Origin of the sequence: Blautia sp. XA-2221, from assembly GCF_028767025.1 — a bacterium.
Classification (GTDB): Bacteria; Bacillota; Clostridia; order Lachnospirales; family Lachnospiraceae; genus Blautia_A.
On the sequence record NZ_JAJQXX010000005.1, the window covers coordinates 85,866 to 102,080 of the forward strand.

At 45.1% G+C, this 16,215-nt stretch carries 14 protein-coding genes; 13 read left to right on the top strand and 1 reads right to left on the bottom strand.

What is annotated here, in order from left to right:
- Positions 1-75: 75 nt before the first annotated feature.
- The 11 genes from LU279_RS06035 to LU279_RS06085 all read left to right on the top strand — a co-directional run bounded on the left by LU279_RS06035 (position 76) and on the right by LU279_RS06085 (position 12,144).
- Positions 76-1,512, top strand: a complete 1,437-nt coding sequence (locus LU279_RS06035) for an NAD(P)/FAD-dependent oxidoreductase (protein ID WP_274421630.1) — start codon at positions 76-78, stop codon at positions 1,510-1,512.
- A gap of 24 nt (positions 1,513-1,536) precedes the next feature.
- Positions 1,537-2,829 carry an NAD(P)/FAD-dependent oxidoreductase gene (locus LU279_RS06040; protein ID WP_274421631.1) on the top strand — a complete coding sequence of 431 codons (1,293 nt, stop codon included), beginning with the start codon at positions 1,537-1,539 and terminating at the stop codon, positions 2,827-2,829.
- 2 nt (positions 2,830-2,831) lie between these two features.
- Positions 2,832-3,197: a DUF1667 domain-containing protein gene (locus tag LU279_RS06045; protein ID WP_274421632.1), complete on the top strand. Its 366-nt coding sequence runs from the start codon at positions 2,832-2,834 to the stop codon at positions 3,195-3,197.
- Between the two features lie 157 nt (positions 3,198-3,354).
- A complete protein-coding gene (gene hemA / locus LU279_RS06050) occupies positions 3,355-4,584 on the top strand; it encodes a glutamyl-tRNA reductase (protein ID WP_274421633.1) in 1,230 nt (409 codons plus the stop codon).
- Positions 4,574-5,053: a precorrin-2 dehydrogenase/sirohydrochlorin ferrochelatase family protein gene (locus LU279_RS06055; RefSeq protein ID WP_274421634.1), complete on the top strand. Its 480-nt coding sequence runs from the start codon at positions 4,574-4,576 to the stop codon at positions 5,051-5,053. The genes hemA and LU279_RS06055 overlap by 11 nt, the downstream gene beginning before the upstream one ends.
- Positions 5,040-5,942: a hydroxymethylbilane synthase gene (hemC, locus tag LU279_RS06060; protein ID WP_274421635.1), complete on the top strand. Its 903-nt coding sequence runs from the start codon at positions 5,040-5,042 to the stop codon at positions 5,940-5,942. Before LU279_RS06055 ends, hemC begins: the two co-directional genes overlap by 14 nt.
- On the top strand, positions 5,939-7,453 hold the full coding sequence (cobA, locus tag LU279_RS06065) for a uroporphyrinogen-III C-methyltransferase (protein ID WP_274421636.1): 1,515 nt from the start codon (positions 5,939-5,941) through the stop codon (positions 7,451-7,453). The genes hemC and cobA overlap by 4 nt, the downstream gene beginning before the upstream one ends.
- A gap of 5 nt (positions 7,454-7,458) precedes the next feature.
- Positions 7,459-8,442 (top strand): porphobilinogen synthase, encoded by a 984-nt coding sequence (gene hemB, locus LU279_RS06070; RefSeq protein ID WP_274421637.1) that lies wholly within the window; start codon positions 7,459-7,461, stop codon positions 8,440-8,442.
- The gene (gene hemL / locus LU279_RS06075) at positions 8,442-9,734 is read left to right on the top strand and encodes a glutamate-1-semialdehyde 2,1-aminomutase (protein WP_274421638.1); all 1,293 of its coding nucleotides are present in this window, start codon (positions 8,442-8,444) and stop codon (positions 9,732-9,734) included. Before hemB ends, hemL begins: the two co-directional genes overlap by 1 nt.
- Positions 9,727-10,821 (top strand): chorismate synthase, encoded by a 1,095-nt coding sequence (gene aroC / locus LU279_RS06080; RefSeq protein ID WP_274421639.1) that lies wholly within the window; start codon positions 9,727-9,729, stop codon positions 10,819-10,821. Before hemL ends, aroC begins: the two co-directional genes overlap by 8 nt.
- 21 nt (positions 10,822-10,842) lie before the next feature.
- The gene (locus tag LU279_RS06085) at positions 10,843-12,144 is read left to right on the top strand and encodes a bifunctional folylpolyglutamate synthase/dihydrofolate synthase (RefSeq protein WP_274421640.1); all 1,302 of its coding nucleotides are present in this window, start codon (positions 10,843-10,845) and stop codon (positions 12,142-12,144) included.
- A 59-nt stretch (positions 12,145-12,203) separates the two neighbouring features.
- Here the strand turns inward: LU279_RS06085 and LU279_RS06090 are convergent, their stop codons facing one another.
- The gene (locus tag LU279_RS06090) at positions 12,204-13,583 is read right to left on the bottom strand and encodes an aldehyde dehydrogenase (RefSeq protein ID WP_274421641.1); all 1,380 of its coding nucleotides are present in this window, start codon (positions 13,581-13,583) and stop codon (positions 12,204-12,206) included.
- Positions 13,584-13,865: 282 nt separating this feature from the next.
- Here LU279_RS06090 and LU279_RS06095 point away from each other — a divergent pair, with 282 nt between their 5' ends.
- Both LU279_RS06095 and LU279_RS06100 read left to right on the top strand, forming a co-directional pair.
- Complete coding sequence (locus tag LU279_RS06095; protein ID WP_274421642.1) at positions 13,866-14,288, top strand: ribonuclease Z; 423 nt, start codon at positions 13,866-13,868, stop codon at positions 14,286-14,288.
- A gap of 219 nt (positions 14,289-14,507) precedes the next feature.
- Positions 14,508-16,181, top strand: coding sequence for a hypothetical protein (locus LU279_RS06100; protein WP_274421643.1), 1,674 nt, complete (start codon positions 14,508-14,510; stop codon positions 16,179-16,181).
- Positions 16,182-16,215 lie beyond the last annotated feature (34 nt).

A 16,215-nucleotide genomic window follows, 5' to 3' on the forward strand; every position in this document is an offset into this window, starting at 1 on the left:
CATACATTTTGTACGGAATTTCCCGGAGAATAAAAACGCTTCCGAGAATGCCATATGAAAAAAGGAGCAGAAGCTATGTATGATGTAATGATTATCGGGGCAGGTGTAACGGGAACTGCCTGTGCAAGAGAATTATCCCGTTATCAGGCAAAAATCTGTGTACTGGAAAAAGAAGAGGATGTGTGCTGCGGAACCTCAAAGGCAAACAGCGCCATTGTCCATGCAGGCTATGACGCTGTGGAGGGTTCTTTAAAGGCAAAGCTTAATGTCAGGGGAAATCTGATGATGGAAGAGCTTTCAAAAAAACTGGATTTTCCTTTTAAAAGAAATGGCTCTTTGGTGGTCTGCATTCATAAAGAAGATTTCCCAAAACTTGAGACTCTTTATGAAAGGGGAAGGAAAAACGGAGTAAAAGGGCTTCAGATTCTTTACCGGGAGCAGGTGAAAGAAATGGAACCCAATATTACAGACGAAGTGTATGCAGCGCTTTATGCGCCTTCAGCGGGAATCGTATGTCCCTTTGCCATGAATCTGGCTTTTGCAGAAAATGCGGCAGCCAATGGAACGGAATTCAGATTTGACACAGAGGTACAGAATATCAGAAAAACTCCAAAAGGGTGGGAAATTGAAACTTCCAGAGGAGTTTTTCTGACAAAAACGGTGATCAATGCAGCAGGAGTTTACGCAGATCGATTCCACAATATGGTTAGTGAAAAAAAGCTTACCATTACGCCAAGGAGAGGGTGCTACTGTCTTCTGGACAAAAGTGCCGGAACTCATGTAAACAGAACGGTATTTTCTCTTCCGGGAAAATATGGAAAAGGGATTCTTGTAACGCCTACGGTTCATGGAAATCTTCTTCTGGGGCCAACTGCTGAAGATGTGGAAAATAAAGAAGGAACCAATACTTCCGCGCAGGAGCTGGAGCAGTTGATCCGGAAAGCAGGAATGAATGTAAAAAATCTTCCTGTGAAACAGGTGATCACTTCCTTTGCAGGTCTTCGCGCTCATGAGAAAGGTGATGATTTTGTTATTGGAGAGCCTGAGGATGCGCCTGATTTTGTGGACTGTGCAGGAATTGAGTCGCCGGGGCTTACCGCAGCTCCTGCAGTTGGAGAAATGGTTGCAGGTATTCTGAAAACAAGACTGGATCTTAAAGAAAAAGACGATTTTATTTCTGAGAGAAAGGGAATCCTTAATCCGGCAGATTTGGATAAAGAAGAATATCGAAAACTTCTGAAACAGCAGCCGGCTTATGGAAATATAATCTGCAGATGCGAGATGGTTTCAGAGGGAGAAATCCTGGACGCCATCCACCGTCCTTTAGGTGCCAGATCACTGGACGGCATCAAGCGCAGAACAAGAGCGGGAATGGGACGCTGCCAGTCAGGCTTCTGTTCTCCAAAGACCATGGAGATTCTTGCCAGAGAGCTTGGAATGGATATGGCAGAGATTACCAAATGTGGAAAAAATTCAGAAATCATTCTGGGAATCAATAAAGATACATTCTGACCAGATACAGGAGGGACTATTATCATGGAAGCATATGATGTTGTAATTATAGGAGGCGGTCCGGCAGGTTTGGCTGCGGCAGTTTCTGCAAAAGAAAACGGCATACAGAAAATTCTGATCCTGGAAAGGGACAGAGAGCTTGGAGGGATTCTGAACCAGTGCATCCACAATGGTTTCGGCCTTCACACATTTAAAGAAGAACTGACAGGACCGGAGTATGCGCAGCGCTATATAAAAAAGGTACAGGAGCTTGGTATTGAATACAGGCTGAATACCATGGTTGCAGATATCAGTCAGGAAAAGATCATCACTGCTCTGAGCAGGGAGGAAGGGCTTCTGGAAATAAAGGCAGAAGCGGTGATCCTTGCCATGGGCTGCCGGGAAAGATCAAGAGGAGCTTTGAACATTCCGGGATATCGTCCGGCCGGGATTTTTTCTGCAGGAACTGCACAAAGACTGGTAAATATGGAGGGATATCTTCCGGGACGTGAGGTTGTGATCCTTGGTTCTGGAGATATCGGACTTATTATGGCAAGAAGAATGACTCTGGAAGGGGCAAAGGTAAAAGCAGTGGCGGAACTGATGTCCTATTCCGGCGGACTCAGGAGAAATATTGTGCAGTGTCTGGAGGATTATGGAATCCCTTTAAAGCTCAGTCACACAGTCGTGGATATTAAAGGAAGAGAACGGGTAGAAGGAGTAACTCTTGCAAAGGTGGATGAGAGAGGAAAGCCCATTCTGGGTACTGAAGAAGAGTATGCCTGCGATACGCTGCTCTTATCTGTGGGGCTGATCCCGGAAAATGAGATATCGGGGAAAATGGGTGTGGAGCTGAATCCGGCTACTTCAGGTCCGGTGGTAAATGAAAGTCTGGAAACAAATGTCCCAGGAGTGTTTGCCTGTGGAAATGTTCTTCATGTGCATGATCTGGTAGATTTTGTGTCACAGGAGGCTGCTGCGGCAGGACGTTTTGCGGCGGACTTTATCAGAAATCAAAAATCTTCCCGGCAGAATCAGGAAAAAGAAGAGATAAGAGAAAACCATAAGATCTGCATTATTTCTGACGGCGGTGTCCGCTATACAGTTCCCTCTTTTATCCGACCGGAATATATGGAAGAAGATCTTACGGTTCGTTTCCGGGTGGGCTGCGTTTACCGCAATTGCTATGTGTGTGTTTACTTTGATGAAAAACAGGTGATCCGCAAAAAAAGATTATATGTAGCGCCGGGAGAGATGGAGGAACTGATTCTGAAAAAAGCGCAGCTTATGGAGTATCCTGCGCTGAAGCAGATAACCATAAAAATTCAGGAGGCATAAACATGGAGGAAAGACATTTAATCTGCATAGGCTGTCCGGTTGGCTGCGCCTTGACTGTAAAAACAGAACAGGGAGCAGTGATCTCTGTAGAGGGAAATACATGTAAGCGGGGAAGGATTTATGGAGAAAAAGAGGTAACAGCTCCGGCCAGAACTGTTACCACCACAGTAACAGTAACAGGCGGAAAAATCCCCGTAGTTTCTGTAAGAACAAAAACTGATATTCCAAAAGAAAAGATTTTTGACTGCATCAGGGTGCTGAAAAACATCCAGGTTCCGGCGCCGGTATATACAGGAGATGTCGTACTTGCTGATGTGGCAGGAACCGGAGTGGATGTAGTCGCCACAAAAACAGTGGAATTACAGTAGCTGTTTAACGGAGCGGACCGTGATATTTGGGGAAAAATGTTCGCCAGCATTGACATTGAGCGTTGTAATGTTTATCATAAAGAATAGTATGTTCAGTGGACAGATATATAAGCTTTGAGGCATCTGGAGATATGTCTGAACAAAAAGGAGAAACATTATGACCATTTCCATGATTGGAATAGATCACGGTCGTGCGCCGGTTGATATCAGGGCATTATTTGCCTTTACAAAGAAAAACGCAGGGGAAGCTATGGAAAAGCTGAAACATACAGCGGGGGTACATGGCTGTGTGATTCTTTCTACCTGCAACCGCCTGGAAATCTGGGCAAGTCATGAAGAAGATCAGGAGATTTCCCTGTATCAGTGCCTTTGTCAGTTAAAAGGGGTGCAGGAAACCTCCTATGAAAAATATTTTGTAACACGAAAAAATAAAGAGGCGGCAGCTCACCTGTTTTATCTGGCAGGGGGGCTGAAGTCTCAGATTCTGGGAGAAGATCAGATCCTGACTCAGATCAAGGATGCTCTGAATCTTGCCAGAGAACATTTTACCTCGGACAGTGTGTTGGAGGTTCTTTTCCGTATGGCAGTAACAGCAGGTAAAAAGATAAAGACAGAGGCGCCTCTTGCTCATGGAAATCCTTCCGTGATCCATCAGGCAGTCTGTTCTCTGAAAGCTCAGGGCTATGAAATAAAAGGGAAAACCTGTATGGTTATCGGAAACGGAGAAATGGGAAAGGTTGCCGCCCAGACGCTCCGTGAATCAGGGGCTGATGTAACGGTTACAGTACGCCAGTACCGAAGCGGGATTGTGGAGATCCCGGAGGGATGTAAAAGGATCAATTATGGAGAACGGATGGCGTATCTTCCGAAATGTGATCTTGTTGTCAGCGCAACTGCAAGTCCTAATTTTACATTAAGAGAAGATCAGTTTTCTGATATTGATCTTCCGGAGAAGCTGATCCTTGTGGATCTGGCAGTACCCAGGGATATTGACCCTGCTCTTGGAAGGCGGAAAGGCATCAGCCTTTATGACATGGACAGCTTTCATTCGTCTGAAATATCTTCCGAGCAAAGTGAAAGTATCCGGAAGGCAGAACAGATCGTAAAAGAGCAGCTGGAGGAGTTTTATCAGTGGCTGGAGGGCCGCGATGTGATTCCAAGGATTCAGGAGATCAGAGAGGATGCGGTACAGGATCTGAACCTGCGTATCGAAAAAATTCTGAAAAAAACACCTATGGAACAAAAGGACAGAGAAAGCCTTCTTGAAGCGGTGGATACTGCTGCCGGAAAGGTTGTGAATAAACTGATCTTCGGTTTAAGAGACAGCCTGAATCAGGAACTTTTTCTGGAATGTGTGGCCGGATTGGAGAAGCTTTATGAAGACTAAAAGATATTTTCCCATGTTTATAGATCTTTCAGACAAAAATGTGGTGGTAGTGGGCGGAGGCAATATTGCCACCCGGAGAGTTAAGACGCTGCTTCAGTTTACGAGAAATGTAACGGCGATTGCCCCAAAGGTAACTGAGGAGCTTCGGGGGCTTGGTACAGCAGGTTATGTAAATCTGATCACCCGTCCTGTAAAACGTTCGGATTTTCAGATGGCATATATGGTGATCGCAGCTACCAACGACTGGAAACTGAATGATGAAATCTATCGTGTCTGTAAAGAAGAGGGCATTTATGTGAATATTGCGGACGATAAGAGCAAATGTGATTTTTACTTTCCGGGAATTTATATGAAGGATGAAATGGTAGTTGGGATCACTGCAAGCGGACTGGATCATCACAAGGCAAAAAAAGTCCGGATCGCTATTCAGAAAGCCATGGAGGAAGCATCGGAAAATGACAAAGAATAAAATAATCATCGGAAGCAGAGAAAGCGCTCTGGCAGTACTGCAGAGTGAGATGGTAAAAAGCTTTCTCAATAAAAATCATCCGGAATTACATACAGAAATCCTGACAATGAAAACCACAGGTGACAAGATTCTTGACCGAACTCTTGATAAGATCGGAGGAAAAGGACTTTTTGTAAAAGAACTTGATCTGGCTCTTATGGAAAAACGGTCAGATATTTCTGTTCACAGCCTGAAGGATATGCCTATGGAAGTTCCTTCTGAGCTTCCGCTTCTGGCTTTTTCCAAAAGAGAAGATCCCAGAGATGTTCTTGTTCTTCCAAAGGGCGTGGATCATCTGGATAAAAAGAAGCCTCTGGGATGTTCCAGCCTTCGCAGAACCTTGCAGCTGAAAGAGCTTTACCCGGATATGGATGTGAAAAGTATCCGGGGAAATCTTCAGACAAGACTTCGGAAACTGGATGAAGGAGAGTATGCGGGTCTGATCCTTGCGGCAGCAGGACTGAAACGTCTGGGGCTGGAAAACAGAATCAGCCGTTACTTTACAGTGGAAGAGATGCTTCCTGCAGCCGGTCAGGGAATTCTGGCAGTTCAGGGAAGGGCAGAGGAAGACTATTCCTGTCTGGAAGGATACTGTGACAGAGAGGCCTGGGTGTGCGGAACTGCGGAAAGAGCTTATGTAAAATATCTGGACGGCGGCTGCTCTTCTCCTGTGGCTGCCTATGGAGAGCTTCGTGGGGACAGGCTGCTGCTTCGGGGGCTTTATTACAGAGAAGAAGACGGGGCATATATAAAGGGCCAGCTGGAAGGTGATCCTTTAAGAGCAGAGGAGCTGGGTATCACTCTTGCAGAACATCTGAAAGAATCCATGGAAAAAGGAGAGTCATCATGAGTATTGGAAAAGTATGGCTGGTAGGTGCAGGTCCGGGAGACGCCGGACTTTTTACTCTGAAAGGCCTTGAGGTTCTTAATCAAGCGGAAGTAGTTGTATATGACAGCTTGGTAGGACAGGGCGTTCTTACAAAAATCCCGGACGGCGCAAGACTGATCTATGTAGGAAAACGGGCAGATAAGCATACACTTCCTCAGGAACAGATCAATCAGGTGCTTCTGGAGGAAGCGCAGAAAGGATTCCGCGTGGTGCGCCTTAAAGGGGGAGATCCCTTTCTGTTTGGAAGAGGAGGAGAGGAGCTGGAGCTTCTTACCGAGCATGGGATCCCTTATGAGATTGTTCCCGGAGTAACTTCTTCGCTGGCAGTTCCGGCCTATAACGGAATTCCTGTGACACACAGAGATTTTTGTTCTTCTCTTCATATTATTACCGGTCATAGAAGAGCAGGAAAAGAGTATGACATTAATTTCCGGGCTCTTGTAGATACAAAGGGTACGCTTGTATTTTTGATGGGAGTGGCTGCCCTTCATGATATCTGTCAGGGACTTCTGGATGAGGGAATGGATCCGGAAATGCCCGCTGCGATTCTCCAGAAAGGAACCACAGCAGGACAGAAAAAAATTATAGCCACAGTCAGCACTCTGGAAACAGAGGTAAAACGTCAGGGGATCGAGACGCCTGCCATTATCGTGGTAGGAAAGGTCTGCGCCCTTGCAGATGAATTTAACTGGTATGAAAAGCTTCCTCTGATGGGCTGGAAGGTACTTGTTACAAGACCGAAAAACAGAAGCTCCCGCACTACAGAGCTTTTAAGAGAAAAGGGAGCTGAGGTTCTGGAGCTTCCTTCTATCCGGACTGAGGCTCTGGAAGATCAGACTGCGCTTTATCAGGCGCTGGATCACATTTCAGATTATCAGTGGGCTGTATTTACCAGCCCTACAGGAGCAGAGATCTTTTTGGATGAGCTGAAACGCCGCAGAATGGATATCCGCAGTCTTGCCGGGATCCGTCTTGCAGCAATCGGTCAGGGAACCGGAAAGGTTCTGGAGGACAGAGGTCTGCTTACAGACCTGATACCTGAGATTTATGACGGAGACTGCCTGGGTGAAACGCTTGCAAAAGAACTGAAAGGCGGAGAGAGAATCCTGATCCCCAGAGCAAAAAAAGGAAATGAGAATCTGGTGAGGCTTCTTAAGGAGGCAGGCGGTATTGTTGACGATATCCCCACCTATGAAACTCTTTATGAGAGCAGCAGTCTTATTGACATAAAAAAAGAAATCACTGACAAAAATATAGACTGTGTGGTATTTACCAGTGCGTCTACCGTGAAAGGTTTTGCGGAAAGCACACCGGGCGCTGATTATACAGGGCTTACTGCCGCCTGCATCGGAAAGCAGACAAAGGCAGCGGCAGATGAACTGGGAATGGATACTTATATGGCAGAAAAAGCTACTATCGAACATCTGATCCGACTGGTAGAAGAAATAAAACACAAAAAGGAAAGAGAGTGAGAAACATGGATTTAATCCAGAGACCAAGAAGACTGAGAGGCAGTGAGACACTGAGAAAAATGGTAAGAGAGACAAGAATTGACAAGTCCTCTCTTATTTATCCTCTGTTTGTCCGGGAAGGACATAATATAGAAGAGGAAATTCCGTCCATGGAAGGTCAGTTCCGCTACAGTGTGGACCGTCTTCCCTATGAACTGGAAAGACTTTCAAAGGCCGGTGTAAGCAGCATTATGCTGTTTGGCATTCCGGATCACAAGGATGAGATGGGAAGCGGAGCCTATGCGGAAAACGGAATTGTTCAGAAGGCTCTTCGGGAAGCAAAAAGCCAGTTTCCGGATATGTATTATATTACTGACGTATGTATGTGCGAATACACCTCTCACGGACACTGCGGCGTACTCTGCGGTCACGAAGTAGAGAATGACGCCACCCTTGAACTTCTTTCCAGAACTGCTCTTTCTCATGTAGAAGCAGGTGCCGATATGGTTGCGCCTTCAGATATGATGGATGGTCGTGTGCGCGCGATCCGTCAGTGCCTTGACAAAAACGGACATAAGGAAACACCGATCATGTCATATGCGGTAAAATATGCGTCTGCTTTTTACGGACCGTTCCGTGACGCAGCCGGTTCAGCGCCTGCGTTCGGTGACAGAAAAAGTTACCAGATGGATTATCATAACCGCCGGGAGGGCATGAAGGAGGCTCTTACGGATATTGAAGAGGGCGCTGACATTATTATGATCAAGCCTGCCATGTCCTATCTTGATATGGTTTCCGAGGTACATAAAGCAACAAATGTTCCGATTGCAGCCTACAGCGTAAGCGGTGAGTATGCTATGGTAAAGGCCGCTGCAAAAATGGGGTGGATCGAAGAGGACAAGGTTGTCTGTGAAATGGCTGCCAGCGCCTATCGTGCAGGAGTTCAGATCTATCTTACCTATTATGCAAAAGAACTTGCAGGATTTATTGACGAAGGGAGAATCGGTTGATGACAAAATCAGAGGAATTATTTAACCGCGCAGTAAAAAGGATTCCGGGAGGTGTCAACAGTCCGGTACGCGCTTACGGAGCCATTGGAGAAGCGCCCAGATTTATTGACCATGCGGACGGATGTTATATTTATGATGCAGACGGGAACCGATATATCGATTACATTGATTCCTGGGGGCCGATGATCCTTGGACACAACTTTCCGGAGATCCGGGAGGCTGTTTTAAAAGCCTGTGAAAAAGGTCTGAGTTTTGGCTGCGCTACAGAGGTTGAGGTTGAGATGGCAGAGTTTATCTGCGAACATCTTCCCCACGTGGAAATGGTCCGTATGGTAAACTCCGGCACAGAGGCAGTGATGAGCGCTGTCCGTGCAGCCAGAGGATTTACAGGAAGAAGTAAGATCATTAAATTTGCCGGCTGCTATCACGGACACAGTGATGCGCTTCTTGTAAGCGCAGGCTCCGGCGTTATGACAAGCGGTGTTCCGGACAGCGCAGGAGTTCCTGCAGGCTGCACGCAGGATACCATGACTGCAGTATACAATAATCTGGACAGTGTAAAAACACTGATGGAGCAGGCAAAGGATCAGGTGGCGGCAGTGATCGTGGAGCCGGTAGCTGCCAATATGGGAGTAGTTCTTCCGGATGAAGGATTTCTTCAGGGACTTCGTGATCTCTGTGACAAAAATAACGCGCTTCTGATCTTTGACGAGGTAATCACAGGTTTCCGCCTCGCTTTTGGCGGAGCGGCTGAATATTTTGGCGTAAAACCGGATATGGTTACTTACGGCAAGATCATAGGCGCAGGAATGCCGGTAGGTGCTTATGGCGGAAGAAAGGAAATTATGGAAATGGTTTCTCCGTCAGGTCCGGTATATCAGGCAGGAACTTTAAGTGGAAATCCGGTTGCAATGGCAGCAGGACTTACTCAGCTGAAATATCTTTATGCTCATCCGGAGGTTTATACAGGACTTGAGAAAAAAGGGAAACTGCTTTATGAAGGAATGAAAGATCTTGCAGAAAAAGCAGGACTTACCTGCCATCTGAACCATATTTCTTCTCTTGGAAGTATTTTCTTTACAGGAGAAAAGGTCTGTGATTATACTTCTGCAAAAACTTCTGACACAAAAGCCTTTGCAAACTATTTTCTGGCAATGTTAAACGGAGGCGTTCATCTGGCTCCGTCTCAGTTTGAGGCAATGTTCTTATCTGACGCACATTCAGAGGATGTGCTCCATGAGACACTGAATGTATTTTCAAAAGTTCTGGCAAAGGGAAATTTATATGAATAAATCTACATTTGGAAAACTTTTTACAGTAACAACCTGGGGCGAATCCCATGGAAAAGCTTTGGGGGCAGTGGTGGACGGATGTCCGGCAGGACTGGAACTGGATGAAAGCCACATCCAGAAATATCTTAACCGCCGTAAACCGGGACAGAGCCGTTATACCACAGCCAGAAAAGAGGGAGATCAGGTAGAAATTTTATCCGGAGTTTTTGAGGGCAGAACAACCGGAACCCCTGTTTCTCTGATGGTGAGAAATATGGATCAGAGATCCGGGGATTACGGTAATATTGCTTATTCCTACCGCCCGGGCCATGCGGATTTTACCTTTGATTCCAAGTATGGCTTCCGTGATTACCGGGGAGGCGGACGCTCATCAGGAAGAGAAACAGTTGGAAGAGTGGCGGCAGGGGCTGTTGCTATTAAATTTCTGGAATCGCTGGGTATTTCTTTCTGTACCTACACAAAATCTATCGGACCGGTAGTGATCACAGAATTTCACCCGGAAGAAATTGAAAACAATGCCTTTTATATGCCGGATAAAAACGCTGCAGAAAAAGCAGGCGTTTACCTGGAACAGTGCATGAAAGAACAGGACAGCGCAGGCGGGATCATTGAGTGCCGGATCAAGGGAGTCCCTGCAGGACTTGGAAGCCCGGTGTTTGAAAAACTGGATGCTGTGCTTGCTCAGGCTGTTATGTCCGTCGGCGCTGTAAAAGGTGTGGAGATCGGAGAGGGTTTCCATGTGGCGCAGATGAAAGGTTCTCAGGATAATGACGGATTTGCGGCTTCCGAAAAAGGCATTGTCAAAACCTCTAACCATGCAGGAGGAATCATGGGGGGAATCAGTGACGGAAGCGAAATTTTTCTGCGGGCAGCCATTAAGCCCACTCCCTCCGTAAGCCAGCCGCAGGAAACGGTGACAGATAAAGGACAAAATATTTCCCTGGAGATCCACGGACGTCATGATCCTGTGATCGTGCCGCGGGCAGTGGTGGTAATAGAGTCTATGTGCGCTCTTGCTATTTCAGACGCTCTTCTTTGCAATATGGGGGCAAGACTGGATAAAGTGCAGGAATTTTATAAAAGGTAAAGGATTACGGAAGGAGCAGACATGAACTACGAAGAAGCAAGAAGTTATCTGGATCAGATATCAAAAGGCGGAAGTGTGCTTGGTCTTGATAATATGATAGAGCTTTTAAACAGGCTGGGAAATCCTCAGGACAGGCTGAAATTTATTCATATTGCAGGAACCAACGGCAAAGGTTCTGTTCTGGCGTATCTTTCTACCATTCTTACAGAAGCCGGATACCGTACAGGAAGATACATCTCCCCGGTGCTTTTTTCCTACAGAGAAAAAATCCAGGTAGATGGAAAAATAATCGGACGGGAAGATCTGGCCCGCCTTACCACAGTGGTAAAAAATGCGGTTGAAAATATGAAAGAAGAACAGGTGGGAGAGCCGACGATTTTTGAGGTGGAAACTGCTTTGTCATTTCTTTACTTTCTGGAACAGAACTGTGATATTGTTGTGCTGGAAACAGGGCTTGGCGGAGCTTTGGATGCTACAAATGTAATTAAGACTCCTGTTTTGGAAGTAATCGCTTCTGTCAGCATGGATCACATGGATTTTCTGGGAGATACCCTGGATAAAATCGCGCTGCAGAAAGCAGGTATTATCAAGCCCCATACACGGGTTGCCTCTGCTTTGCAGAAACCGGAGGCCATGAAAGTAATTGAGGAAGTCTGCAGGAAACAGGAATGTATTCTACAGACAGCAAATCCAGGACAGATGACAGAGGTTTCGCACAGTTATGACAGACAGAAGTTTTCCTATAAGCAATGGAAGGATATGGAAATCTCCCTGATGGGAAGCTACCAGATCATAAATGCCGCTCTTGCGCTGGAATCTGTGGAAGCCCTCAGAAGTCTGGGATATTTACTTACCGATCAGGTTGTTTATAAAGGAATGAAAAGAGCTGTGTGGAGAGGGCGTTTTACTGTGATCTCCAGAGAACCGGTGATCGTTATGGATGGCGCTCACAATCCGGCAGCGGCAGAGGAGCTGAAAAAATCCCTGGAGCTTTATTTTCCGGACAGAAAGCTTTTTTATATTTTCGGCATGTTTCAGGATAAGGATTATCAGAAGGTAACAGAGATTACAGCTCCCCTTGCAGACCATATTATTACAGTGGAAACTCCGGATAATCCCAGAGCGCTTTCTGCAAAGAAATTAAAAGCTGAAGTAGAAAAAATAAATCCTTCCGTAGAGGCAGCGGAAAGTATCCGCTCTGCAGTGAGAAAGACTATGGAACAGGCAGAGGAAGATGATGTGATCGTAATTTTCGGCTCATTGTCCTTTTTGGGCGAGGCGGAACTTGCAGTGTCCAGATACAAAAAAGAAGAGGAAATATAAAATATGATCCCGGCGTGATTCCTGCCTGTGATACAGGAATGATGGCCGGGATTTTGTTTTTATCTGAGAAAAAGTTTTAATAATTTTTCTGAGGACTTCTGATAGGGCTGATAGCGGACAGGAAGATCCATCCAGTTTTTTTTGTCTACTATGCTTTTATAATGGGAAAAGGTATCAAAACCTGCTTTGCCGTGATAGGAGCCCATACCGCTTTCTCCGAAGCCTCCGAATCCCATCTGGCTGGTGGCAAGATGGATTACCACATCATTGATGCAGCCGCCGCCAAAACCGCAGCTTCTTGTTATTTTTTCTGCGGCTTTTTTATTTTCTGTAAAAATATACAAAGCCAGAGGATGAGCCATGGCATTGATACGGGTAGCAGCCTGATCCAGACTGTCATAGGTCAGCACCGGAAGCACGGGACCAAAAATTTCTTCCTGCATAACGGCATCGTCAAAAGAAACCTCGTCCATAAGAGTTGGGGCAATACGGAGATTGTTCGGATCATTTTCGCCTCCAAATACTGTTTTTGACGGGTCTATCAGGGCAAGTATCCTCTGGAAATGCTTTTGGTTAATGATTTTTCCATAGTCAGGGTTACTGAGAGGCGCCCCGGTAAACTGTTTCCGGATCTGCTTTTTTATTTCGGAGATCAGAGAGTCTTTAACCCTGCGGTCACAGTAAACATAATCAGGAGCCACACAGGTCTGCCCGCAGTTCAGAAATTTTCCAAAAACAATTCTTTTTGCAGCCAGTTCCAGATTGGCTGTTTTTTCTACAATACAGGGACTTTTTCCTCCAAGCTCCAAAGTGACCGGAGTGAGAAAACGGGCGGCTTTTGCCATTACTTCTTTTCCCACATGCTGGCTTCCGGTAAAAAAGATATAATCAAAATGCTCATTTAAAAGACAGGTATTTTCTTTTCGCCCGCCTGTGACAACCGCAGCATAAAAAGGCGGAAACGCCTCGCAGATGATTTTACGGATAACTTCTGATGTATTGGGAGCATAGGCGCTTGGTTTGACGATAACTGTATTTCCTGCCGCAATGGCATCCGCCAGTGGTGTCAGACTCAGAAGAAACGGATAATTCCAGGGACTCATAATAAGTACAACTCCGTAAGGCGAAGGAGTTATATAGCTTCTGGAAACAAACTGGGAAAGGGGAGTGGGGACCGTTTTTTCTTTTGAGAATTTCGGGATATGCTTGATCATGTAGCGAAGCTCGTCAAGAACCAGACCGGTTTCACACATATAGCCTTCAAAGCTGCTTTTTCCAAGATCAAGCTTCAGTGCTCTGTGGATTTCTTCCTGATATTTCAGAATACAGGAGCGAAGCTTTTTTAGCATATGGATTCGTGTGTTTGCCGGGAGAGTCCTGCCCTTATAGAAAAATGCTCGTTGCTGTCTGATCAGTTTTCTGATCTCAAGTTCGTTCATAATCATCCTCCTGTCTGAACATAATGATTAAAATTATGATTTTTATGATTCACATGTTATATTCCGCAAGATGTTCTGGGATATATAAAAATCCGAAGATATACAGAGCGAAATGTCATCACCGAAGGTGCTTTGGAATGTATTTTAACTATATCAGTGGGGGAAAAAGGTGTCAAGACTGTTACAGCTTTACCGGGAGAATATGGTATGATCAAGTTACCATGGAGATGGTGAACAGTAACATGATCAGGTTACTTATAAAATATCAGGGGAGGTAAAAGATTGAAGGCTATTGTATGTGTGGATGACAGAAACGGGATGCTTTTTAATCACAGAAGGCAAAGCAGAGATCAGGCTGTAACAGAAAAGATACGGGAGATCTGCCAGGGAAAAATACTCTGGATGAATGAGTATTCTTTTTCTTTATATGGAATTTTGCAGGGTGTAACGGTACGGTGTGACAATGATTTTTCGGTTCGGGCTGACACAGGGGAATTTGCTCTGATAGAAACCGAAGATCCGGCGAAGTACAGCGATCAAATAGAAGAACTGATTCTGTTCTGCTGGAACAGGACTTATCCTGCGCAGCTTTTTATGACATTGGATCTGTCAGAGTGGGAACAGACAGAAGAGATGGATTTTGAAGGAAATTCTCACAAAAAAATAACGTTAAAAAAATATGTTCCATACCGGAAAAGAAAGTAATAAAACAAAAAAGTGATTTTAAATTTTTTACTGAATATAATATAAGGTATGGATGTTAAGAGGACAGAAAATTATGTAAAATAACATAAAAAACGCATAAATATTAAAAATGTTTTGTAGAATTTTGTTGCTTATGAGACAATCTCATGTTAAAATGTCATCATATTTAATTAAGCGTAGTCATTGTATGGCTATAAGAGATGAGAGGAGGATTCCCCTATGAATCGAACCAAAAAAATAATAAAGAAACTGACTGCAGCAACGGCGGCATCTGCGCTGATTTTATCTGGTACAAGTCAGGTTTTTGCCGCTTCTTACAAAGAAACAGAGAAAGCAGCTCTGGACAAGCTGGTTGCCGGTTTTTCCACATATTGGGATGCAGTTATGGCACAGTATGAAAAGGGACAGGAAGCTGGTTTTAATTCAAAAATGAAACTGACAGTGGAGGAAACAGGTAAAGCCATTCTTGGCGCTATGATGGGAATGGACGTTTCCTGGCTGAACTCTGTTACTATGGATATGACAGGCGTTGTAAAAGACGGAAAAGAGGCAATGAATGCAGATATTCTTTTAAACGATACGCCTCTGGGAACTATGAATATGTGCATGGATCTGGCAAACATGAATGAATATATCCAGATTCCCGAACTTTCACAGGATTATATGGCAATGCCTATGATTCCTTCCATGGAAGATATGATTGCAGATGAAACAGGCAATATGTCAGAAGAGGATATTGCGGCATATCAGGCTTATGTTGAGGAATATCGTGCTTCCATGGAAAGCTATTTCAAAATGCTTTCTGATATGACAACAGTTCTTCCGGATACAAAAACTCTCAGTACTTTGCTGGATCGCTATGGAAGTATTCTGATTGAAAACTGTGGAGATGAAAATGTTACGGAAGAAGCCCTTTCTGTAGAAGGTGTCAGTGAAGACTGTACTGTTTATGAGGAAGTTGTTACAGAACAGGAGCTGCTTTCCATGCTCAAAGGGATTCTGACAACCGCAAAGGAAGATAAGGAACTGAAAGGGCTTCTGGATATGTGGTCAGAGATTGAAGGCAGTGAAGATCTTTATGCTCAGTTTATTACAGGCGTGGACGATGCTCTGTCCGATCTTCCGGAGGAAGACTCCGAGGACTTCAATCCGGAGGCTGCAATGTTCAGTTCAAAAATCTGGACAAATGCAGAGGGAAAGATTGTTGGACGGGAATTTGGCTTTGTAGATGAAACAGGAACAGAAAGTTACCCGCTGATTTCCTGGAAGAATCCGTCAGCAGACGGAAATTCTGCTCTGTATTTTGAGTTGTGGCTGGATACCAGTTCCATTACACTTACCGGTTCCGGACAGTCCGGTGATCAGGGACTGACAGGTGAATACGTTCTTGCTTTTGACGGAGTAAAAACAGTTGGAGTTGGTGTGAATAATCTGAAATCAGATACAGAGAATCCGGGATATATAAACGGTTCCTTTAATTTCTCAATTCTTGATAAGGGAACAGAGGAGGAGCCAAATCCTCTGGCAACATTTGGGCTGGTTGTAAATATTACTTCCGATGCAGCAGCACAGACAACACAGATGGATTTCTCCCTTACAAGCTCAGGCGCTCCTATTGTAACTTTGTCAGTAACAGGCGGCTATGGTGCATCCGGAGAAAGCGTGGAAATGCCGGATCAGGCAGCCCTTGACGCAGCTTTGAGTGCAGAAAGTGAGGAAGACATGCTGGCATATGCGGAAGGTCTGGACTGGAGTACAGTTCTTACAAATTTAGGTGCAGCAGGTGTTCCGGAAGAATTGGTAGCTCAGATACAGATGATGCTGGAAAATCCTGATGCAGGAGCTGTTGCCGGAGAAGTACCGGAAACAGTGACCGAGGATTCAGCTGCCTAATAAAAAGTAAAATAACAGAAGAAAAAAGGATATC

Excerpts from the sequence above, each read along its gene's own strand:
- LU279_RS06055 (WP_274421634.1), top strand. The coding sequence starts at position 4,574 with ATGAAGACTAAAAGATATTTTCCCATGTTTATAGATCTTTCAGACAAA.
- LU279_RS06085 (WP_274421640.1), top strand. The coding sequence starts at position 10,843 with ATGAACTACGAAGAAGCAAGAAGTTATCTGGATCAGATATCAAAAGGC.
- hemA (WP_274421633.1), top strand. The coding sequence starts at position 3,355 with ATGACCATTTCCATGATTGGAATAGATCACGGTCGTGCGCCGGTTGAT.
- LU279_RS06040 (WP_274421631.1), top strand. The coding sequence starts at position 1,537 with ATGGAAGCATATGATGTTGTAATTATAGGAGGCGGTCCGGCAGGTTTG.
- hemB (WP_274421637.1), top strand. The coding sequence starts at position 7,459 with ATGGATTTAATCCAGAGACCAAGAAGACTGAGAGGCAGTGAGACACTG.
- hemL (WP_274421638.1), top strand. The coding sequence starts at position 8,442 with ATGACAAAATCAGAGGAATTATTTAACCGCGCAGTAAAAAGGATTCCG.
- LU279_RS06045 (WP_274421632.1), top strand. The coding sequence starts at position 2,832 with ATGGAGGAAAGACATTTAATCTGCATAGGCTGTCCGGTTGGCTGCGCC.
- cobA (WP_274421636.1), top strand. The coding sequence starts at position 5,939 with ATGAGTATTGGAAAAGTATGGCTGGTAGGTGCAGGTCCGGGAGACGCC.
- hemC (WP_274421635.1), top strand. The coding sequence starts at position 5,040 with ATGACAAAGAATAAAATAATCATCGGAAGCAGAGAAAGCGCTCTGGCA.
- LU279_RS06100 (WP_274421643.1), top strand. The coding sequence starts at position 14,508 with ATGAATCGAACCAAAAAAATAATAAAGAAACTGACTGCAGCAACGGCG.
- LU279_RS06090 (WP_274421641.1), bottom strand. The coding sequence starts at position 13,583 with ATGAACGAACTTGAGATCAGAAAACTGATCAGACAGCAACGAGCATTT.
- aroC (WP_274421639.1), top strand. The coding sequence starts at position 9,727 with ATGAATAAATCTACATTTGGAAAACTTTTTACAGTAACAACCTGGGGC.
- LU279_RS06035 (WP_274421630.1), top strand. The coding sequence starts at position 76 with ATGTATGATGTAATGATTATCGGGGCAGGTGTAACGGGAACTGCCTGT.